Genomic DNA, 17,463 nt, shown 5'->3' with positions numbered 1-17,463 from the left:
GGGTATGCAAAAGATCATCCCCAATATTTGGTGCCAAGGCACAGCAGATCAAGCAGCTGACTTTTACCTCAACGCGTTTTCGGACTTTCCCGGTGGAGTGGAAGTCCTCAGCACGGTGACATACCCAGAAACTGGATTATTCGATTTCCAGGAACCTTTTGCAGGAAAGACTCTCACCGTTGATCTTGCTATAGCGGGTTTTAGGATTATCTTGATCAATGCTGGCGAAGAATTTACTCCGAATGCATCAATCAGTCTGATGATGAATTTTGATGCAGTAAGGGATCCTCATGCGCGAAAACATCTGGATGTAGTGTGGGAGAGACTTTTAGATGGTGGCACAGCATTAATGCCCGTAGATAAGTATCCATTTTCTGAATATTACGGATGGGTACAGGATAAATATGGGGTCAGTTGGCAGCTGATGCTTAGTAGCTCTGAGTCAGAACCGGGGCCATCGGTTATTCCCATGTTGCTTTTTGGTGGTGCTGCGCAAAATAAGGCTGCTGAAGCGCAGGAATACTATGTGGATGTTTTTCCGCATTCACGCCTTGGTGATCGGGCGGTATACGGTCAACCCACAGGCCCGGCGACTGCTGAAGCGTTGATGTTTTCTCAGTTCCAGCTAGACGGGCAATGGATCTTTGCAATGGATTCCGGTGTGGACCAAGATTTCTCGTTTAATGAGGGTGTCTCTTTGATGTATGAGTCACATGGTCAAGAAGAACTTGATGCAATGTGGGATGCACTGTCGGCAGACCCAACAGCTGAAGCCTGTGGTTGGTTGAAAGATAAATTCGGAGTGAGTTGGCAAATTGTGCCTGACAATATGGAAGAACTTATGGCTTCTCCTGGCGCATTTGAAAAGCTCCTCAGCATGAAGAAGATTGAGATAGAGAAGTTCTAAACCTCACCACTTTTAGGTGCCACAGAAAGTCATATAGTCTTCCTCGAATCCCTCTGTGCTGGGTAGTCGAAGCTCATTCGATCCGGCTGTCGGGTTGAATGGATCAGTTACCGCTGCCAGTAGTTCGTGGAATTTTTCAAAATCGCCGTCAACAGCATTGGCAAGTGCATCTTCTACAAGGTGATTGCGAGGGATGAAAATGGGGTTCACTTTGCTCATCGCCTCAGTATCGGGGTTGAGGGATTTCCAGGTGTGTGCAAAAGATTCAAAACCTGCAGGTGGGGCTGTGTTGTCGGTAAGTGAGCGTAACAAGGTGGTGATATCTGGATTGTGGCGGTACAGCAGCTCTTGGAAGTCGTCGATAATCTCTAGATCTGGATCTAGCCCCAATGCTTGGCCAAATTCCTGGCGGATTGCTGCGGAACATAAATCATCAAATTCTCCCAGAGCTTCGTGTGCGGCCGTCATTGCTTCATCGGGAGTTGGGCCAAGTAGTGGCAGCAAAGTTTCCACCAAGCGAGCCATATTCCAACCAAGAATCAACGGTTGGTTTTCAAATTTGTATCGGCCATGGTTGTCGATTGAGCTGAATTTGGCGTCTTTTCTAAAACGTTCCATAAAGGCACACGGGCCGTAATCGATTGTTTCACCAGAGATCAGCGTGTTGTCGGTGTTAAGCACACCATGCACAAAACCCAGACGAGTCCATTTGGCAACTGTGGAGGCTTGGCGCTTTAGCACTGACCTGAAAAACGATACGTATAACTCTGGTGTTGGATTCTCCAAACTTTGTGCTAACTCAGGAAAGTGTCGTGTGATGGCGTAATTTGCTAGCTGAGTTGAAAGTTCAATGCCACCGGCAATATTTGAGTATTGGAAGGAACCAACACGGATGTGACTGGTTGCAACTCGCACCAAAATAGCTCCAGGAACAACAGTTCCGCGTTGAATTTTTCGACCAGTTGTCAATACCGCGAGTGATCTAGTTGTTGGTACTCCTAGTGCGTGCATTGCTTCAGAGATGATGTACTCGCGAAGGATGGGGCCAAGTGTAGCTCGTCCATCAGCACCACGGGAAAATTGCGTTCTACCTGCGCCTTTGAGGTGGATATCGCGTAAAACTCCGTCTGTAGAATGTGCTTCACCGAGAAGTAAAGCGCGTCCGTCTCCAAGGCTTGGCACAAACTGTCCGAATTGATGCCCGGAATAGGCTTGGGCAACCGACTTAGTTAAAGGTTCGGGATTTAAGCCAAGTAGAAACTGGATGCCATCTTCGGAGCGAAGCCAGCCAGGATCAAGACCTAGTAAGTGGGCAAGATCCTCATTTAATATCACTAGTTCCGGATCGGGGGCGTCCTCTCCGTGCCAGGGTGCCGCCATTTCGGGTAACTCTGATGCGAATTGGGCGTCAAGTTTAAACGGTGCGGTACTCATGGTTTTCAGCCTAGTATTCAAGTCTTGGTAAATGTTGCGACTAGGATGATTGGACATGACATCTTCCCCAAAAACCCCATCAGCTATCCAACCAGTCTCTTTAATTGGCGGGGGACCTGGTGCTTGGGACTTAATTACGGTGCGCGGAATGAAACGCCTACAAGAAGCCGATGTTATTTTGGCTGATCATTTGGGCCCAACCGCTGAACTGGAGAAGCTGTGTGATGTTAGCACTAAGACGGTTGTGGACGTTTCCAAACTTCCTTACGGCAAGCAGGTCACCCAAGAACGAACCAATGAGATGTTGGTTGAATATGCACGACAAGGTCTTAAAGTCGTGCGATTAAAAGGTGGGGACCCTTATGTATTCGGTCGTGGGTTTGAAGAGTTGGAGTATTTGTCGAGTAACGGTATCGAATGCGAAGTAATCCCCGGCGTTACCAGTGCTGTTTCTGTTCCAGCAGTAGCAGGAATTCCAATCACCAACCGAGGTGTGGTGCATTCCTTCACAGTAGTTTCAGGCCACTTGCCTCCCGGCCACCCGAAGTCTTTGGTGGACTGGTCAGCTTTAGCTAAATCAGGTGGAACACTGTCGATCATCATGGGTGTAAAAAACGCGGGCTTAATTGCTCAGGCTTTAATCGATGGTGGTCTTGCCGCAGATACTCCTGCCGCTGTTATTCAAGAAGGCACAACTGATGCCCAGCGATCCTTGCGATGCACTTTGGGCAGTTTGAGAGAAGAGATGATTACCCAAGGAATTAAACCACCCGCTGTGTATGTGATCGGACAAGTAGCCGGCCTCTAAGTTCCAGAGGCTGCGTTAATTCGGGGGTAGTTGAGCACTTTTGTAGACAGTCGTCCAGGGATTTCTTCGTTGTCTATGGAAAAAACCTGAGATATGTAGTTAAACCCGTTAAGGTCTCCAATGGTAGGTGTGCCTGATCACACCAATGGCGCACCAATAGTGCACCAACAAAATTAGGAGACTGTCATGACATCACAAAAGGTGATTCGCTACCCATTTTCTGCAGTCGTTGGACAAGATGAACTTCGGCTTGCATTGATTCTTACTGCAATTTCCCCACGCATCGGTGGCGTGGTTATTAGAGGTGAAAAAGGCACGGCGAAAACCACAACGGTGCGTGCCTTTGCTGGGCTTTTAGGTGATGCCCCTTTGGTCAACCTGCCGTTGGGTTCCACAGAAGACCGCGTGGTGGGTTCTTTGAATATGGAAACCGTCCTTACCACCGGTCGTGCAGAATATCAGCCTGGATTGCTTGCACAGGCCGATGGTGGAGTTTTGTACGTGGATGAGGTCAACCTCTTAGCTGATCACCTTGTAGACGCACTCCTTGATGCAGCAGCCAGCGGTCGTGTGAGCATTGAGCGTGATGGTATTTCGCATTCGTCACCAGCCAACTTCGTGTTGGTTGGCACGATGAACCCGGAAGAAGGAGAGCTTCGCCCACAGCTTTTGGACCGCTTTGGGTTGGCCGTAGATGTGGCAGCGTCTACTGATCCTGAGGTTCGCGTTGAAATTATTCGGCGCAGGTTAGCGTATGAAAATGCCCCTGAGCAGTTCATGGAGCAGTGGGCAACTCAAGATGAGGACACCTCGAAGCGCATCGCGGCCGCAAAAGACTTGCTGCCAAACGTGGAATTGCCAGATGGGATCCTTTCACAGATCGCATGGTTGTGTGCCCGCATTGAGGTAGATGGCATGCGAGCTGATTTGGTGATTACCCGAACTGCCTTGGCCCATGCGGCGTGGTCGGGCAGAGATGTGGTTAATGAAGATGATGTAGAAATCGCTGCACGTTTAGCATTGCCACACCGTCGTCGTCGCAATCCTTTTGATGCCCCAGAAATGGAAGAGCGCAAACTTCAAGAGACCCTGCAGGAAGCTCGAGATTTCTTCAAAGACAATGAAGATAAAGGACCTGCAGCCAAGATCACTGATGAGGAAACCGGAGCAGAAGCTTTTACCGATACCGATAACCCGACTGAGGAAGATGGCATGCAAGGCACCACGCAAGCCAAAGCTCAGACAACTGGAAAGGTAGGTACTGCCGGATCCGGCGAGCCCTTTCGCTCCTAGGCATCTTCGCTTGCAGTCCATGGGAGAGGAGAATTCCACTCCAGGCAGGCGTTCCAAGGCGTATTCCCGCCAGGGTGCTGATGTCCGTCCTAAGAAAGGCGGACACGGCATCAACTTGGTGGGCACACTGATGGCAGCTACCGAACGCGGTGCAAACATCGTTGAAGGTGTCGTCGATTTCAGACCAGATGACCTGCGCGGATCCCTGCGCCGTGGCCGCGAAGCCAACCTCATTGTTTTCGTCGTCGACACATCGGGGTCCATGGCTGCGCGTTCCAGGGTGCGCGCGGTAACCGGGACTATAACATCCATGCTTAACGACGCCTACCAGCGCCGCGACAAGGTTGCGGTCATCGCGGTCAACGGCAACAAGCCCACTTTGGTACTAAATCCGACAAACTCTGTGGAACAAGCACAGCAGAAGTTAAAGGATATGCCCATGGGTGGGCGCACACCCTTGGCAGAAGGATTACTTATGGCCAAAGACCTCATGGCCAGGGAACGCCGTAAAGAACCAGGGCGTAGAGCAATCCTCATGGTGATGACAGACGGACAAGACACCTCCGATGCAGGCGAAGCAGGTATCGCTACCGCGGCAGAAACATTGGTGAAATCCCAGCTGTCTGGAAATGTAGTCATCGACTGTGAAGGCAGACTAAAGGTTCGTAAAGAGCGCGCCGGGGTTCTAGCTGAGATGCTTGGTGGGGTGTGTGTAAGGTTGCGTGATCTTAACTCCGAGCACATCAAGATGGTGATTAACGCTTAAAATTGCTGGCTACCAAAGGCTTACGACACAACTTTCACAATTGCTTATCGGCCCGTTTAAGAGGGCCGACAATTCTAGTGGGTACTTCTTGAGTGGCGTATCAGTGAAGTTACTTTTTCCAAACGCTTTTCAAGGTTTGCGGTTCTTTTTGCCTAGAGACCAAAGCAGCATATCTAGAGAACGTTTTGGTCGAATATGGTGTTATCCCGGCCTGCACATTTGATCTGGCGACCAAGAACCTGTGTGTTTGCCTATGTATTTGGTCGAATAAGACGGTTTTAAGACACTGCCCCCAACTAGATCGTCAAATACGAACCATGACCCTCAGGTGACAGTTGCTATTAGTCCTCTGAATCCAGGTTAAACAACCATCGTGAGGGTTTCTTTGTGGTTGGGGTTGTATTCCACCACAAGGCCTGCCTCTTGGGCGATCGCCATGACATCTGCCGCACTGTGAGCTTCTTTTTCTGATTGTGCGAGCACGCGGGCAAGTTCACCTTTGTAGTGTTTATTAAAGTGGCTGACTACTTTGCGGGTGCCGTCTTCAAGGACTGATTCCACTCGGACGGTTACTGCGTCTTTTAGGCGCCCCAATTGTTGGTAGGTCCCGCTGCGGAGATCAATCACGAGCTGGTTGACGTCGATAAGCGCTTCGCTGATGCTGGTGCCCCAACGCGCCTTCATCGTGGGCAGCTCGCCTGTTTTGGTGGGAAGTTTTGTGCCGCCAGACAGGCGGTAGTGGGGGATTGGATCGGTTGCGTGCACGAGCCCGAAAAGTGCCGAGCCGATGGCGAGGCGACCTAGTGCTTTTTCTGGCAAGGTGGAGGCATCAAGGGCGTCGTAAAGCACACCGGAATACCGAAAAATTGCTGGCATGGTTGGGCTTTGATCCAAAACGCGGTTAGCTTCGGCCTCGGCACGCAGTTTTTCTGAAATGCCTAAAACTTTTAGCGCTTGATCAACGTCCAAATTCTGCAGGTCAGCAAGAATTGCTTGACGTGCATCGTTCAGCGTCGGGAAACTTAAACTGTGAAAATCAAGAGGCGCTCCCTGTCCACCGGGGGTCTTTGTTTCAGAAGGAGGCAACACAATAAGCATGCATCAGAGGATACTTTAAAAGCCTGCTTACATATTTAAGGGGCATATTTAAGGGGGCAGGGCAGTTGAAGCCAAGTTGAGAGGGTATATTTGTCACTCATGATCACACGTCTTTCCACGCTGTTTTTGCGCACCCTGCGCGAAGACCCTGCAGATGCAGAAGTACCAAGCCACAAGCTGCTTGTCCGTGCAGGATATATCCGCCGTGTTGCCCCAGGTGTGTACTCCTGGTTGCCACTCGGTTTACGCGCCCTGCGCAACATTGAAACTGTTGTGCGTGAGGAAATGGATGCGATCGGTGGACAGGAATTGCTGTTCCCAGCATTGCTCCCACGCGAACCTTATGAAACCACGCAGCGGTGGACAGAGTATGGCGATTCTTTGTTCCGTCTGAAAGACCGCAAGGGTGCTGATTACCTTCTCGGCCCAACACATGAGGAAATGTTCGCCGCAACGGTGAAGGATCTGTACAGCTCCTACAAGGATTTCCCTGTCACCTTGTACCAAATCCAAACCAAGTACCGCGATGAAGAACGCCCACGCGCGGGTGTGCTTCGTGGTCGTGAGTTTGTGATGAAGGATTCTTATTCCTTCGACATGACTGACGCTGGTTTGGAGCAGTCTTATGCAAACCACCGCGCAGCCTACCAGCGTATCTTTGACCGCCTTGGTCTGGAATACGCGATCTGCCAGGCAACTTCAGGTGCCATGGGTGGATCGGCTTCTGAGGAATTCCTCGCTATTTCTGAAAACGGCGAAGACACCTTCGTGCGCTCCACCTCCGGAAACTACGCTGCCAACGTTGAAGCTGTTGTTACACAGCCAGGTGTTGAGCGCGAAATCGAAGGCCTGCCGGAAGCAGTTGTTTACGAAACCCCAGTTTCTGAAACCATCGATGCTTTGGTTGAGTGGGCAAACTCCATCGACGTGAAAATTGATGGCCGTGAGGTCACTGCAGCTGACACCCTCAAGTGCATCGTTGTCAAGGTTCGTCAGCCAGGTGCAGAAGAAGCAGAGCTCACCGGAATTTTGCTACCAGGTGACCGCGAAGTCGACATGAAGCGCCTCGAGGCATCCCTGGAGCCAGCTGAAGTTGAGCTTGCTGTGGAATCTGACTTTGCGAAGAACCCATTCCTGGTCAAGGGTTACGTCGGGCCAGTAGGTCTTGCGAAAAATGGTGTGAAAGTCCTTGCTGATCCTCGCGTTGTCACCGGCACCTCCTGGATCACTGGCGCCGATGAAAAAGAACGCCACGTCATTGGTCTGGTTGCCGGTCGTGACTTCACCCCAGACGGCTTCATAGAAGCAGCGGAAATCAAAGAAGGCGATCCAGCCCCAGAAGGCGAAGGCACCCTGACCCTTGCTCGTGGTATCGAAATCGGCCACATCTTCCAGCTAGGCCGCAAGTACACCGAAGCTTTCGACGTTCAGATCCTCGACGAAAACGGCAAGCGCGCCATCCCAACCATGGGTTCCTACGGTCTGGGCGTGACCCGCCTGCTCGCCGTTTTGGCAGAGCAGCGCCACGACGAAGCAGGCCTCAACTGGTCCGTGGAAGTTGCCCCGTACCAGGTCCATGTTGTTGCGGCGAACAAAGACGCCGCAGCCATCGAGGCAGCAGAACGCTTTGCGGAAGAGCTGTCTGCCGCAGGCATCGAAGTGCTTTTCGACGACCGACCCAAAGTTAGCCCCGGCGTGAAGTTTAAAGACGCCGAACTTTTGGGTATGCCATTCGCCTTGATCCTGGGCCGTGGCTACGCCGAAGGCAAAGTTGAGCTTCGCGTCCGCGGTGGTGAGAAGACTGAACTAGATGCAGATCAAGCTGTTTCTCAGATCGTCGAGATGGTTGCACAGGCTCGCAAGTAATTTCTTTTGAGTAAAATTCTGCCCCGGTTCAAGATTTTTAAGGTCTTGGGCCGGGGCAGAGGTGTTTTGCGGAAGACTTGGTTAAACCAGGTTTTCTCCAGTGCCTAATTCAATGCCCAATCCAGGGACAGCATTGATCAAATCGCGGGTGTACTGCTGCTGAGGATCATTAAAGATGTCGTCGGTGCGACCTTTTTCAACGACTCTGCCTTTTTGCATCACCACAACATCGTCGGCGGTTTGTCGAACAACCGCCAAGTCATGAGTGATGAACAGGTAGGTCAGCTTCAGTTCCTGCTGTAGTTCTGCAAGCAGAGTGAGGATCTGGTTTTGCACCAATACATCCAGCGCGGACACTGCCTCATCCAAAACAATTACTTCTGGATTAAGAGCCAGTGCACGTGCAATAGCGATGCGCTGGCGCTGACCACCAGAAAGTTCGTTGGGGTAGCGGCGCATGGTGGACCTGGGCATGGACACCATATCAAGAAGTTCGGCTACACGAGCTTCTCGTGCTTTACGGTCTCCGCCAACCTTGTGGATGGTCAATGGTTCTTCAATACACCGGTAGATGGAGTACATCGGATCAAGTGAGCCATAAGGGTTTTGGAACACCACCTGCAGCTTGCGCCGCATTTGGAAGATTTCCTTATTGCTCAATGTGGTGAGGTCAGTGCCGTTGTAGAGCACTTGTCCACTGGTTGGCTCAAGGAGGTTGAGCACCATGTTGGCTACGGTTGATTTACCAGAGCCGGATTCACCGACCAATGCGGTGGTGGTGCCTTTTCGCACGAAGAAGGACACATCATCAACAGCCTTCAGCTTCTTCTTGTCGCCTCGGGCACCACGAATATCAAATTCGCGAGTGAGGTTTTTGACCTCAATGACTTTTTCATCCATCTCTGGAATGGTGCCTTCTGCAATCGCAGTGGCGGTAAGGAGTTCTGCAGACTCAATGCCTTGTTCCTGGGCGCTTTGGATACGTGCAGAAGCAAGCGAAGGTGCAGCCTTAACCAGACGTTGGGTATATGGGTGCTGCGGATTACGCAGAATCTTAAGCGATGGTCCAGACTCCACGATGCGTCCACGGTGCATCACCACGAGGTGTTCAGCGCGTTCAGCAGCAAGACCCAAGTCGTGGGTAATAAACAGCACCGCGGTGCCAAGGTCTTTGGTTAATGTTTCCAGGTGATCAAGGATCTGACGCTGCACCGTGACATCAAGTGCAGAGGTTGGTTCATCAGCAATCAGTAGCTTCGGGCGGGCAGCCAAACCGATTGCGATCAATGCACGCTGGCGCATACCGCCAGAAAATTCATGTGGGTACTGCTTTGCGCGTCGTTCTGCATCGGGCAGTCCTGCTTCTGCCAGGACTTCTGCTACGCGCTTGTCCATCTCAGAGCCCGGAACCACGTTGTTAGCTCGCAGTGATTCCTTGACTTGGGTGCCGATCCTCCACACTGGATTGAGGTTTGTCATGGGATCTTGGGGGACAAGACCGATTTCGGAGCCTCGGTACTTTTCCATCTGCTTGTTGCTCAAGCCGGTGATGTCATTTCCATCAAAGGTGATGGAACCTTCCGTCACCTTTCCTGTGCCAGGAAGCAGCCCGATGATGGACATAGCGGTGGTGGATTTACCAGAACCGGATTCACCCACGATGGCTACAGATTGGCCAGGGTAGATGGTGAGATTCGCGCCACGGACAGCATCGACAACACCGGTAGAGGAGGTGAAGGAGATTTTTAGGTCCTTTAGTTCCAACAAAGGTTGTTCACCGGCGTGGTTAGGGATTGGTTGGGTGTTGTTACTCATCGCTTCCTCGACTTAGGATCCAGAGCGTCGCGGACGACATCGCCCATCATGATGAAGCTCAAAACGGTCAGTGCCAGTGCCATTGCGGGGTAGAACAGCACCATTGGTTGGGTGCGAAGTGATGTTTGGGCCTTCGCAATATCTGCGCCCCAAGAAACAATTGAAGGCGGAAGACCAATACCAAGGAAGGACAGTGTTGCCTCGGCCACGATGAAGGTACCCAACGCCACAGTGGCATACACAATGATGGGTGCTGCCGCATTTGGCATGATGTGGGACAACAGCATCTTTGCTTTGGATGCACCAAGTGCACGAGCTGAGGTGACGTATTCTTCGTTTTTCGCAGTCATGACAGCACCGCGCGTAATGCGTGCAATATTTGTCCAGCCAAAAAGTCCGAGGACTAGCACCACGGTGATGATGGTGCGGTGTTCTTTGAACATCTGCATCACAACGATGGCTGCCAGAACTAGTGGGATGGCAAAGAACATATCGGTGATGCGGGACAAGATGGTGTCCATGATGCCACCGAAGAATCCAGCTAATGCTCCGAAAACAGTGCCGATTAAGACCACCAACAATGTGGTTAAGACACCCACGGCAACCGATGCACGAGCACCATAAACTGTGCGCGCGAAAATATCGCAACCTTGACGATCAAATCCAAAAGGATGACCAGACTGTGGGCCATCGAGTGAATTAGCAAGCACGCAGTATTGAGGATCAGTTGAGGTGAAAAGCTGTGGAACTGCAGCTAATAGCAGTGCCAGAAGGATCAGCAGTGCGGATACCCAAAACAGAGGGCGTCGGCGTAGGTCTCGCCAGGCTTCGCCCCACATGGAGGTGGGTGCAGAATCATCAGCAACTGCATCGACAGCGCCTAGACCAGTTTCATCAGTGGTGGCGATGAAGTGTTCTTGGCCAGGGCGTACGAGGGCTTCGCCGCGTCCTTGTGGGAAGAAATGGGCCTGATCTGGAGTTTGGTCGTCTTGGCCCAACGAATGGTTGGTGTGGAATTCATTATTAGGCATAGCGGATCCTCGGATCGAGAACGGCGTAGATCAAGTCCACGACAAGGTTGGCGATAATGTAGACGATGACTAGCACGGTCACGATAGACACAACCGTGGTGGGTTCACCTTTCAAAATGGCCTGATAAAGCGTGCCACCGACACCGTTGATGCCGAAGATACCTTCGGTGACAATCGCGCCACCCATGAGTGCGCCAAGGTCAGCGCCAAGGAAGGTAGCAACAGGAATCAGTGAGTTTCGAAGCACGTGGCGGTTCATGACGTTGAAGCCTGACATGCCTTTTGCTCGTGCCGTTCGGACATAATCAGCTCGGAGGTTTTCACTTACTGATTGTCGTGTGAGGCGCAAAACATAAGCGAATGAAACCGCGCCCAGGACGATGGCGGGCATCAACAATGCCTTGATTGAGGTATTGGAACCGACTGTGACGGGGAGTAGTCCCCATTTCACACCGACTAGGAATTGCAGCACGAAACCGATAACGAAGGTTGGCACTGCGATAACAACCAGGGAGAGAACCAGCACGGTGGAATCGAAGATTCCACCACGGCGGATTCCTGCGATGACACCAAAAATGATGCCCAGGATTGCCTCGAACAACAAGGCCATGATGGCAAGTTTGATGGTGACGGGGAATGCCCGGGCCATCACATCGATCACCGGTTGTCCAGAGAATGTGGTGCCAAAGTCAAGGACGAAGATGCCCTTGATGTAGAGGAGATATTGGACAATGAACGGTTTATCAAGATTGTATTCTTGACGGATTTTCTCTGCCGCAGCTTCGGTTAGGCCACGGTCACCTCCCAATGCCTGGACTGGGTCACCTGGCATAAGGAACACGAGGGCGTATATCAGCAGGGTTGCTCCGAAAAAGACCGGAATCATTTGGAGCAAACGTCGCCCGACGTAACGAAGCATAAGCGGGGTGTCCTTGCTTGCTGGGGGATAGATTATTAGTGCTAGGCGCTTAAAACAAGAGATTAAGCGCCGGATGAAGTTATTTTCTAAAGACTGTAAGAAAAGGTGATGCAGGAGGTGAATATGAAAGGCCCAGGTTTGAGAGAATCCATAACCTGGGCCTTTCTTTCATGCTCTAACAAGTGAGCGAGTGTGAATCTGCGGAGCTACTAGTTCTTAGTGATCTGGTAGTAGGCAGGTTGTGAGTTCCACTGGAATTCCACGTTGTCTACGTTGGCGGAGTAGCCTCCCACAGCGTTTTGATACCAGGTTGGGATAGCAGGGAGATCCTTAAGCAGGATTTCCTGTGCTTCGTTGTACAGCGGGGTTGCTGCATCTACATCGGAAGCGTTTGCAGCCTCAACGAGCTTGGCGTCGAAATCAGGGTTGGAGTAGTCACCATCGTTGGAGCCTGCACCGGTTGCATACAACGGTCCAAGGAAGTTGCTCAATGATGGGTAGTCTGCTTGCCAACCGGTGCGGAATGCGCCGTTGATGGTGCGGTTGGTGATGTCATCGCGCAGGGACTTAAAGTCTGGGTATGGGTTACCAATCGCATCAATGCCTAAGGTATTGCGGATTGAGTTAGCAGTTGCATCAACCCATGCCTGGTGGCCGCCATCGGCGTTGTAGGAGATAGAGAACTCGCCGGACCATGGGCTGATTTCGTCAGCCTGTGCCCACAGCTCTTTGGCGCGCTCTGGGTCGTAGGTCAGTACGTCCGCACCTTCAAGTGAATCTGAGTGGCCGTCAATAACCGGGGAGGTGAAGTCGGTTGCAGGGGTGCGGGTGCCTTCGAAGATGGTCTGAGTGATCTCATCGCGGTTGATTGCCAAAGAAATTGCTTGTCGACGCAACGCGCCTTCCTCACCGGAGAAGTGCTCTAGACGCTCTGGGATGGTGAAGGATTGGAACACAGCTGAAGGCTGGTTAATGGAGCGTCCCGATAGCTCATCTTCAAAGGAAGAGAAAGCTGAGTCTGGGATTGTGTCTAGGACATCGAGGTTGTCGGAGAGCAGATCAGCGTAAGCAGAATCGAAGGTAGGGTAGAAGATGAACTTCACGCCATCATTTTGTGCTACACGGCCACCGTCATAATCCTCGTTTGGCACGATGGTGGCATCTTGGTTGTGGTTCCACTCAAGCAACTTGTATGGACCGTTGCCCACAGGGTTCTCACCGAATGCATCCATGTCTTCGAGCGCAGAGTCAGGAAGTGGGAAGAATGCGGAGTATCCCAAGCGCAGCGGGAAGTCAGATTCTGGTTGGGTTAGCTCCACGGTAAAGGTGGTGTCATCAACAACCTTGAGGCCTTCCATGGACTCCACGCCTTCCTCGTATCCAAGAATGGATTCAAAGAAGTAAGCAGACAAGGTGGAGTTAGCTACGTTGTAGTTCCATGCATTGACGAAGCTATCGGCCGTAACAGGGGTTCCGTCGGTGAAGGTTTGTCCTTCTTTGATGGTGATTCGGTAGGTCTTGTCACCTTCAAGCTCGATGGACTCAGCAACATCGTTAACTGGGGAACCATCAATGTTGTAGTAGACCAGCCCTGCGAAAAGGCTATCGACGATGCGGCCGCCACCTACTTCGTTGGTGTTGCCAGGAACGAGTGGGTTTTGAGGCTCGGTGCCGTTGACGAGGACGTAGTTGTCGCCGCCACCGTCTCCACCTGATGCAGAGCCATCTGATGAGGAATCAGATGAGCAGGCAGCAAGGCTTAGAGCAAGTGCAGCCGCCGTTGTTACGGCGAGAGACTTCTTCAAAGTCATGATTGACCTCCGTTGTTATGAATATTCCCCTGGGTCCATTGACCGAGTGGGATCCGGTGATTGAAATACTATGTGCGATGTGAGTCACAACAAAACCGTAGGGAGATCTAAGTCCTAAATTTTTGTGAGGGAAAATTAACTATCTTGCAAGGTTTTTTTGAACGAGCTGGGAGTTTATGCCAATTTTGCAAATTTCTTTCTATAGATTGATCGAAATTTGTGAGATGAATCGTTATCCAGTGCACCCCCAAAAGAGTGTAAACAGAATGTGTACTCGGGAAAGTCGAACTGAAATCGTTTGCGCGCCTGGTCGGAGAAATGTCCGCCTCGCGGTGCGGTGAATTGCCAAAAGTGGTGGAAATTACGCAAGTGGAAGTAAATTAGGCAAAGTAGGTTTTCTGGCACATTGAGCAATGTCTAGAAGTCTTATTTTGTTTAGACTCCGGTTCTTTCTCGAGCGGGGGGATCAATCACTTCCAAGATTTTGGCCAAGTCATGGGTATTGATGCACTGGCGATTTCACGTGGTCGACATCAAACTGCGCTGGGCTGATTTCAAAGCGAAGTCGCCCCATAAGAAGTCGCCCCATAAGAACATAATTTTGCAGCCTTGGGCTGGGACTAGTTTGCGCTTTAAGTTCGAGACCATGAGTTCAATGCAGCTAGGAACATCACCTAGAACCGACTGAAATCAACATTAAGAAACCACTGTATGCGTGAGAAGGTTCACGGCCTGTTTAAGGCCTCGAAGTTGTCCGGTGAGTATTTATACCACTTGAGGCCCGAAAGGCCGTGAGGGGCGAATTTACGAGGTCACTTTTTCTTAAACCTTTGCGCTGATTTTCACCGTATTTCACCTGGCGACCAAAAAATACTCTGGAAGCCAAGATTTTGGTCGCTCACGTCAGAATCCAGGCGAGCAAACTTGCACTGGAGACCAAGATCCCTCGGATGACCTATGGATTTGGTCGCTTGTGGGAGTTTTAGAAAATGCCCCAGTCAAATCGCCCAAAAACGCTAGCTACCGTTGTATTCTGTCAACCTTAACTGGTCCGAATCTGGAATTTTGAAGACAAATCCGGAGTTGTAGGGCCTAATGTTAAGAAGGTTAGGCGATGGTTGTGACAGTCGGTAAGTGCTTAGCGTGACGTAGATGAAACGGCTAGGAGGCGTCGATAAGCGATATGTCGCGCGCTGTGGCGCCGGCCATTTGCGCACACAGTACGCGCCAGGAATCGGTGGTTGCAGCGCTTGCCGCTGCGTGCCAGGCCTGAAGCATGTTGCTTTGCACGGCGTCTACGGTCTCTAACGCGGATGCCTGGTCAGTTGGTGCAGGTAGCTCGCTGATATAACCGGGTTCGGCGAACGTATCAAGATCGGTAATGGTTTGCAGTAGGGAAGCGCGCTCGTGATGGTTATCGATGGCCGTTTCAATCGCGTCCTGATATTCAGGAGCTTGGCTCAAAGCAACCCCCAGTGACCACGCCGCAGAAAATTCACGGTCAGCCAAATCTTGAGCAGTGGCGAACTCTTCATCACTAAGGTCCAGGTCGGGGAGCGCAGGGGTGTCCGCTCCCTGTACGAAGCTGGATTGTTCAATAAACTGCTCGATGACCAGCGTGACGGAATCTTTCGGAATATCATCCAGATTGTCAAGGATTTTTACTTGACTATCGCTGAAATATTGTTCTGGATCATCGGCCGGGAGGATCGCAACCGCTGGTACCTCAACCTCGCACGAAGCGGGAACAGTGCCCTCATCGTCAAACCCGCAAATCCGATGAATTTCAGCCAACAATTCTTCAGCCTGCTCAGTGCGCAGTGATGCAAGTTCCGGCTGGGATGTAGCGAGTGCTTGGGAATCAAAAAGCGCATCTTGATACATCTGAGCCAAGGTTTCATTCGGTTTGGGTGACGGAGTACACGCCGTTAATGAGGCTGTGAGAAGTGAAAAACCAAGGACAACAGAGATACGCCTACGCATGGGTTCACAGTGTAATAGCCCAAGCATTCACACCGGCAGGTTATCCTTGTCTTTATGGCTTTTCCAACCCCAGAAACACTTTCCGCGCTTATTGACCCACTGGTGGCTTCCCACAAATTTGATTTAGAGGGACTCAAGGTCACCAAAGCGGGTCCTAAATCTGCAGTCGCAATCAAGGTGGATTCAGATTCACGTCCAGATCTTGACCAATTGGAAGTGCTCAGCCAAGAAATTGGAGAGCTTTTCGACGCCGCCGAGCAGCGTGGTGAGCTCAACTTCGGTGCCGGCTACACGCTTGAAGTGTCCACGCCGGGCGTGGACACCCCTCTAACTTTGCCGCGACACTGGCGCAGAAACCGTGGTCGCTTGGTTGCGCTAGATCAAGATGGCAAAAAGCGGGTAGCGCGCATCGGGGCGCTTAACGACGCTGAAACTGCCGTTGTTTTGATCGAAAGAAATAAAAAGTTGCTCGAGGTCACAACTTTGGAATTAGCACAATCGCCTCGTGCAGTGGTAGAAATTGAATTCGCTAAACCTGCGCAGGATGAAATCGCCATCGCAGAAAGCACATTCGACGAAGCCACCGCGTAAACAGTACGTGGTGGAAGCTTGAGAGGAAGACAAGTGAATATTGATGTCCAGGCTTTAAAAGCCATCGAATCTGAAAAAGGTATCCCTGTTCATGATTTGATGCGCACCATCGCCTCCGCACTTTTGCACTCCTACATGGACAATCGCGAAAATGAAGCGTCTGAGAACCTGAAAGCACGCGTGGACATCGATCCCACCACCGGCTCAGTGGAAGTTATCGTCTCAGAATTTGATGAAAACGGCGAGCTACTTTCCGAATACGATGACACCCCATCAAACTTCGGCCGTGTCAGCGCCCGCGCAGTACGCGATGCCATCGTTAAAGCACTGCGCGAAGCAGAAGCAAGCCGAGCTTTTGACGCGTATGCAGATTATGAAGGCACCGTAGTTTCAGGCATCGTTCAAGCTGATGCACACGCAGCGGAACGCGGAATTATCATTGTCCAGCTCGGTACCGAAGCTGACAACCAAGATGGTGTGTTGCTGCCAGCAGAGCAGATCCCAGGTGAAAAACTCAAGCACGGCGACCGCGTAAAGTGCTACGTTGTTGGCGTTGGTAAAGGAAACACCGACATCCAGATCAACCTGTCCCGTACCCACCCTGAGCTGGTACGCCGACTGTTTGAACTGGAAATCCCAGAAGTTGCCGATGGTTCTGTAGAAATCGTGGCGATCTCCCGCGAAGCCGGCCACCGCTCCAAGGTGGCAGTCCAAGCCAAGGTGAAAAACCTCAACGCAAAGGGAGCATGTATCGGACCACGCGGTCAACGTGTGTCCAATATCATGCGCGAGCTTGGTGGCGAGAAGATCGACATTATTGATTACTCTGAAGACCCAGCCACCTTCGTTGGAAATGCGCTGGCACCATCTAAGGTTGTCAACGTTGAAGTCACAGACCTAGAAGCCCAAACTGCCCGGGTAACAGTGCCTGATTACCAGCTATCACTAGCAATCGGTAAAGAAGGTCAGAATGCTCGATTGGCAGCACGCCTCACCGGCTGGAAGATCGATATTCATTCCGATATCGATTAAAGACTTTTAAACCGACGTGAGATTCTCACGTCGGTTTTCGCACTCTTGGGCTGTAATCGGGGCCGTATAGCAACTTTATGATTAGTTGCAGGTTCCAATTTTGGGGCAA

At 51.3% G+C, this 17,463-nt stretch carries 14 protein-coding genes; 7 read left to right on the top strand and 7 right to left on the bottom strand.

Annotation, left to right across the window (positions count from 1 at the left end):
• Nucleotides 1–4 precede the first annotated feature (4 nt).
• Complete coding sequence (locus N24_RS10470) at nt 5–907, top strand: VOC family protein (RefSeq protein WP_096456742.1); 903 nt, start codon at nt 5–7, stop codon at nt 905–907.
• A gap of 12 nt (nt 908–919) precedes the next feature.
• Here N24_RS10470 and N24_RS10465 read toward each other — a convergent pair whose 3' ends face one another.
• Nucleotides 920–2,341 carry a protein adenylyltransferase SelO gene (locus N24_RS10465; protein ID WP_096460061.1) on the bottom strand — a complete coding sequence of 474 codons (1,422 nt, stop codon included), beginning with the start codon at nt 2,339–2,341 and terminating at the stop codon, nt 920–922.
• Nucleotides 2,342–2,396: 55 nt separating this feature from the next.
• On the opposite strand from N24_RS10465, the gene cobA reads away from it, so the two are divergent.
• From cobA to N24_RS10450, 3 genes are all read left to right on the top strand, one after another.
• Complete coding sequence (cobA, locus tag N24_RS10460; RefSeq protein WP_096456740.1) at nt 2,397–3,149, top strand: uroporphyrinogen-III C-methyltransferase; 753 nt, start codon at nt 2,397–2,399, stop codon at nt 3,147–3,149.
• Between the two features lie 186 nt (nt 3,150–3,335).
• Nucleotides 3,336–4,442 (top strand): ATP-binding protein, encoded by a 1,107-nt coding sequence (locus N24_RS10455; RefSeq protein ID WP_096456738.1) that lies wholly within the window; start codon nt 3,336–3,338, stop codon nt 4,440–4,442.
• A gap of 19 nt (nt 4,443–4,461) precedes the next feature.
• Nucleotides 4,462–5,208 carry a vWA domain-containing protein gene (locus tag N24_RS10450; RefSeq protein ID WP_096456736.1) on the top strand — a complete coding sequence of 249 codons (747 nt, stop codon included), beginning with the start codon at nt 4,462–4,464 and terminating at the stop codon, nt 5,206–5,208.
• Nucleotides 5,209–5,568: 360 nt separating this feature from the next.
• Here the strand turns inward: N24_RS10450 and yaaA are convergent, their stop codons facing one another.
• Nucleotides 5,569–6,306: a peroxide stress protein YaaA gene (gene yaaA, locus N24_RS10445; protein WP_096456734.1), complete on the bottom strand. Its 738-nt coding sequence runs from the start codon at nt 6,304–6,306 to the stop codon at nt 5,569–5,571.
• 99 nt (nt 6,307–6,405) lie between these two features.
• Here yaaA and N24_RS10440 point away from each other — a divergent pair, with 99 nt between their 5' ends.
• Nucleotides 6,406–8,172 (top strand): proline--tRNA ligase, encoded by a 1,767-nt coding sequence (locus N24_RS10440; RefSeq protein ID WP_096456732.1) that lies wholly within the window; start codon nt 6,406–6,408, stop codon nt 8,170–8,172.
• Nucleotides 8,173–8,253: 81 nt separating this feature from the next.
• Here the strand turns inward: N24_RS10440 and N24_RS10435 are convergent, their stop codons facing one another.
• From N24_RS10435 to N24_RS10415, 5 genes are all read right to left on the bottom strand, one after another.
• The gene (locus N24_RS10435; RefSeq protein ID WP_096456730.1) at nt 8,254–9,987 is read right to left on the bottom strand and encodes an ABC transporter ATP-binding protein; all 1,734 of its coding nucleotides are present in this window, start codon (nt 9,985–9,987) and stop codon (nt 8,254–8,256) included.
• Nucleotides 9,984–11,018 carry an ABC transporter permease gene (locus tag N24_RS10430; RefSeq protein WP_096456728.1) on the bottom strand — a complete coding sequence of 345 codons (1,035 nt, stop codon included), beginning with the start codon at nt 11,016–11,018 and terminating at the stop codon, nt 9,984–9,986. Before N24_RS10430 ends, N24_RS10435 begins: the two co-directional genes overlap by 4 nt.
• A complete protein-coding gene (locus N24_RS10425) occupies nt 11,011–11,937 on the bottom strand; it encodes an ABC transporter permease (RefSeq protein WP_096456726.1) in 927 nt (308 codons plus the stop codon). The genes N24_RS10430 and N24_RS10425 overlap by 8 nt, the downstream gene beginning before the upstream one ends.
• A 209-nt stretch (nt 11,938–12,146) precedes the next feature.
• Nucleotides 12,147–13,748: a peptide ABC transporter substrate-binding protein gene (locus N24_RS10420; RefSeq protein ID WP_096456724.1), complete on the bottom strand. Its 1,602-nt coding sequence runs from the start codon at nt 13,746–13,748 to the stop codon at nt 12,147–12,149.
• A 1,161-nt stretch (nt 13,749–14,909) separates the two neighbouring features.
• Nucleotides 14,910–15,731: a hypothetical protein gene (locus tag N24_RS10415; protein ID WP_096460058.1), complete on the bottom strand. Its 822-nt coding sequence runs from the start codon at nt 15,729–15,731 to the stop codon at nt 14,910–14,912.
• A 54-nt stretch (nt 15,732–15,785) separates the two neighbouring features.
• Between N24_RS10415 and rimP the strand changes: the two genes are divergently transcribed.
• The gene (gene rimP / locus N24_RS10410) at nt 15,786–16,322 is read left to right on the top strand and encodes a ribosome maturation factor RimP (RefSeq protein WP_096456722.1); all 537 of its coding nucleotides are present in this window, start codon (nt 15,786–15,788) and stop codon (nt 16,320–16,322) included.
• Nucleotides 16,323–16,355: 33 nt separating this feature from the next.
• Nucleotides 16,356–17,354, top strand: coding sequence for a transcription termination factor NusA (gene nusA / locus N24_RS10405; RefSeq protein ID WP_096456720.1), 999 nt, complete (start codon nt 16,356–16,358; stop codon nt 17,352–17,354).
• Nucleotides 17,355–17,463: the final 109 nt, after the last annotated feature.

The organism is Corynebacterium suranareeae (assembly GCF_002355155.1).
GTDB lineage: Bacteria > Actinomycetota > Actinomycetes > Mycobacteriales > Mycobacteriaceae > Corynebacterium > Corynebacterium suranareeae.
Note: the sequence above shows the minus strand (reverse complement) of the source record. Positions and strands in the feature narration are given on the sequence as shown.

What these genes read in the sequence shown, in the direction of transcription:
- N24_RS10470 (WP_096456742.1), top strand. Translation starts at nt 5, where the DNA reads ATGCAAAAGATCATCCCCAATATTTGGTGCCAAGGCACAGCAGATCAA.
- N24_RS10465 (WP_096460061.1), bottom strand. Translation starts at nt 2,341, where the DNA reads ATGAGTACCGCACCGTTTAAACTTGACGCCCAATTCGCATCAGAGTTA.
- cobA (WP_096456740.1), top strand. Translation starts at nt 2,397, where the DNA reads ATGACATCTTCCCCAAAAACCCCATCAGCTATCCAACCAGTCTCTTTA.
- N24_RS10455 (WP_096456738.1), top strand. Translation starts at nt 3,336, where the DNA reads ATGACATCACAAAAGGTGATTCGCTACCCATTTTCTGCAGTCGTTGGA.
- N24_RS10450 (WP_096456736.1), top strand. Translation starts at nt 4,462, where the DNA reads ATGGGAGAGGAGAATTCCACTCCAGGCAGGCGTTCCAAGGCGTATTCC.
- yaaA (WP_096456734.1), bottom strand. Translation starts at nt 6,306, where the DNA reads ATGCTTATTGTGTTGCCTCCTTCTGAAACAAAGACCCCCGGTGGACAG.
- N24_RS10440 (WP_096456732.1), top strand. Translation starts at nt 6,406, where the DNA reads ATGATCACACGTCTTTCCACGCTGTTTTTGCGCACCCTGCGCGAAGAC.
- N24_RS10435 (WP_096456730.1), bottom strand. Translation starts at nt 9,987, where the DNA reads ATGAGTAACAACACCCAACCAATCCCTAACCACGCCGGTGAACAACCT.
- N24_RS10430 (WP_096456728.1), bottom strand. Translation starts at nt 11,018, where the DNA reads ATGCCTAATAATGAATTCCACACCAACCATTCGTTGGGCCAAGACGAC.
- N24_RS10425 (WP_096456726.1), bottom strand. Translation starts at nt 11,937, where the DNA reads ATGCTTCGTTACGTCGGGCGACGTTTGCTCCAAATGATTCCGGTCTTT.
- N24_RS10420 (WP_096456724.1), bottom strand. Translation starts at nt 13,748, where the DNA reads ATGACTTTGAAGAAGTCTCTCGCCGTAACAACGGCGGCTGCACTTGCT.
- N24_RS10415 (WP_096460058.1), bottom strand. Translation starts at nt 15,731, where the DNA reads ATGCGTAGGCGTATCTCTGTTGTCCTTGGTTTTTCACTTCTCACAGCC.
- rimP (WP_096456722.1), top strand. Translation starts at nt 15,786, where the DNA reads ATGGCTTTTCCAACCCCAGAAACACTTTCCGCGCTTATTGACCCACTG.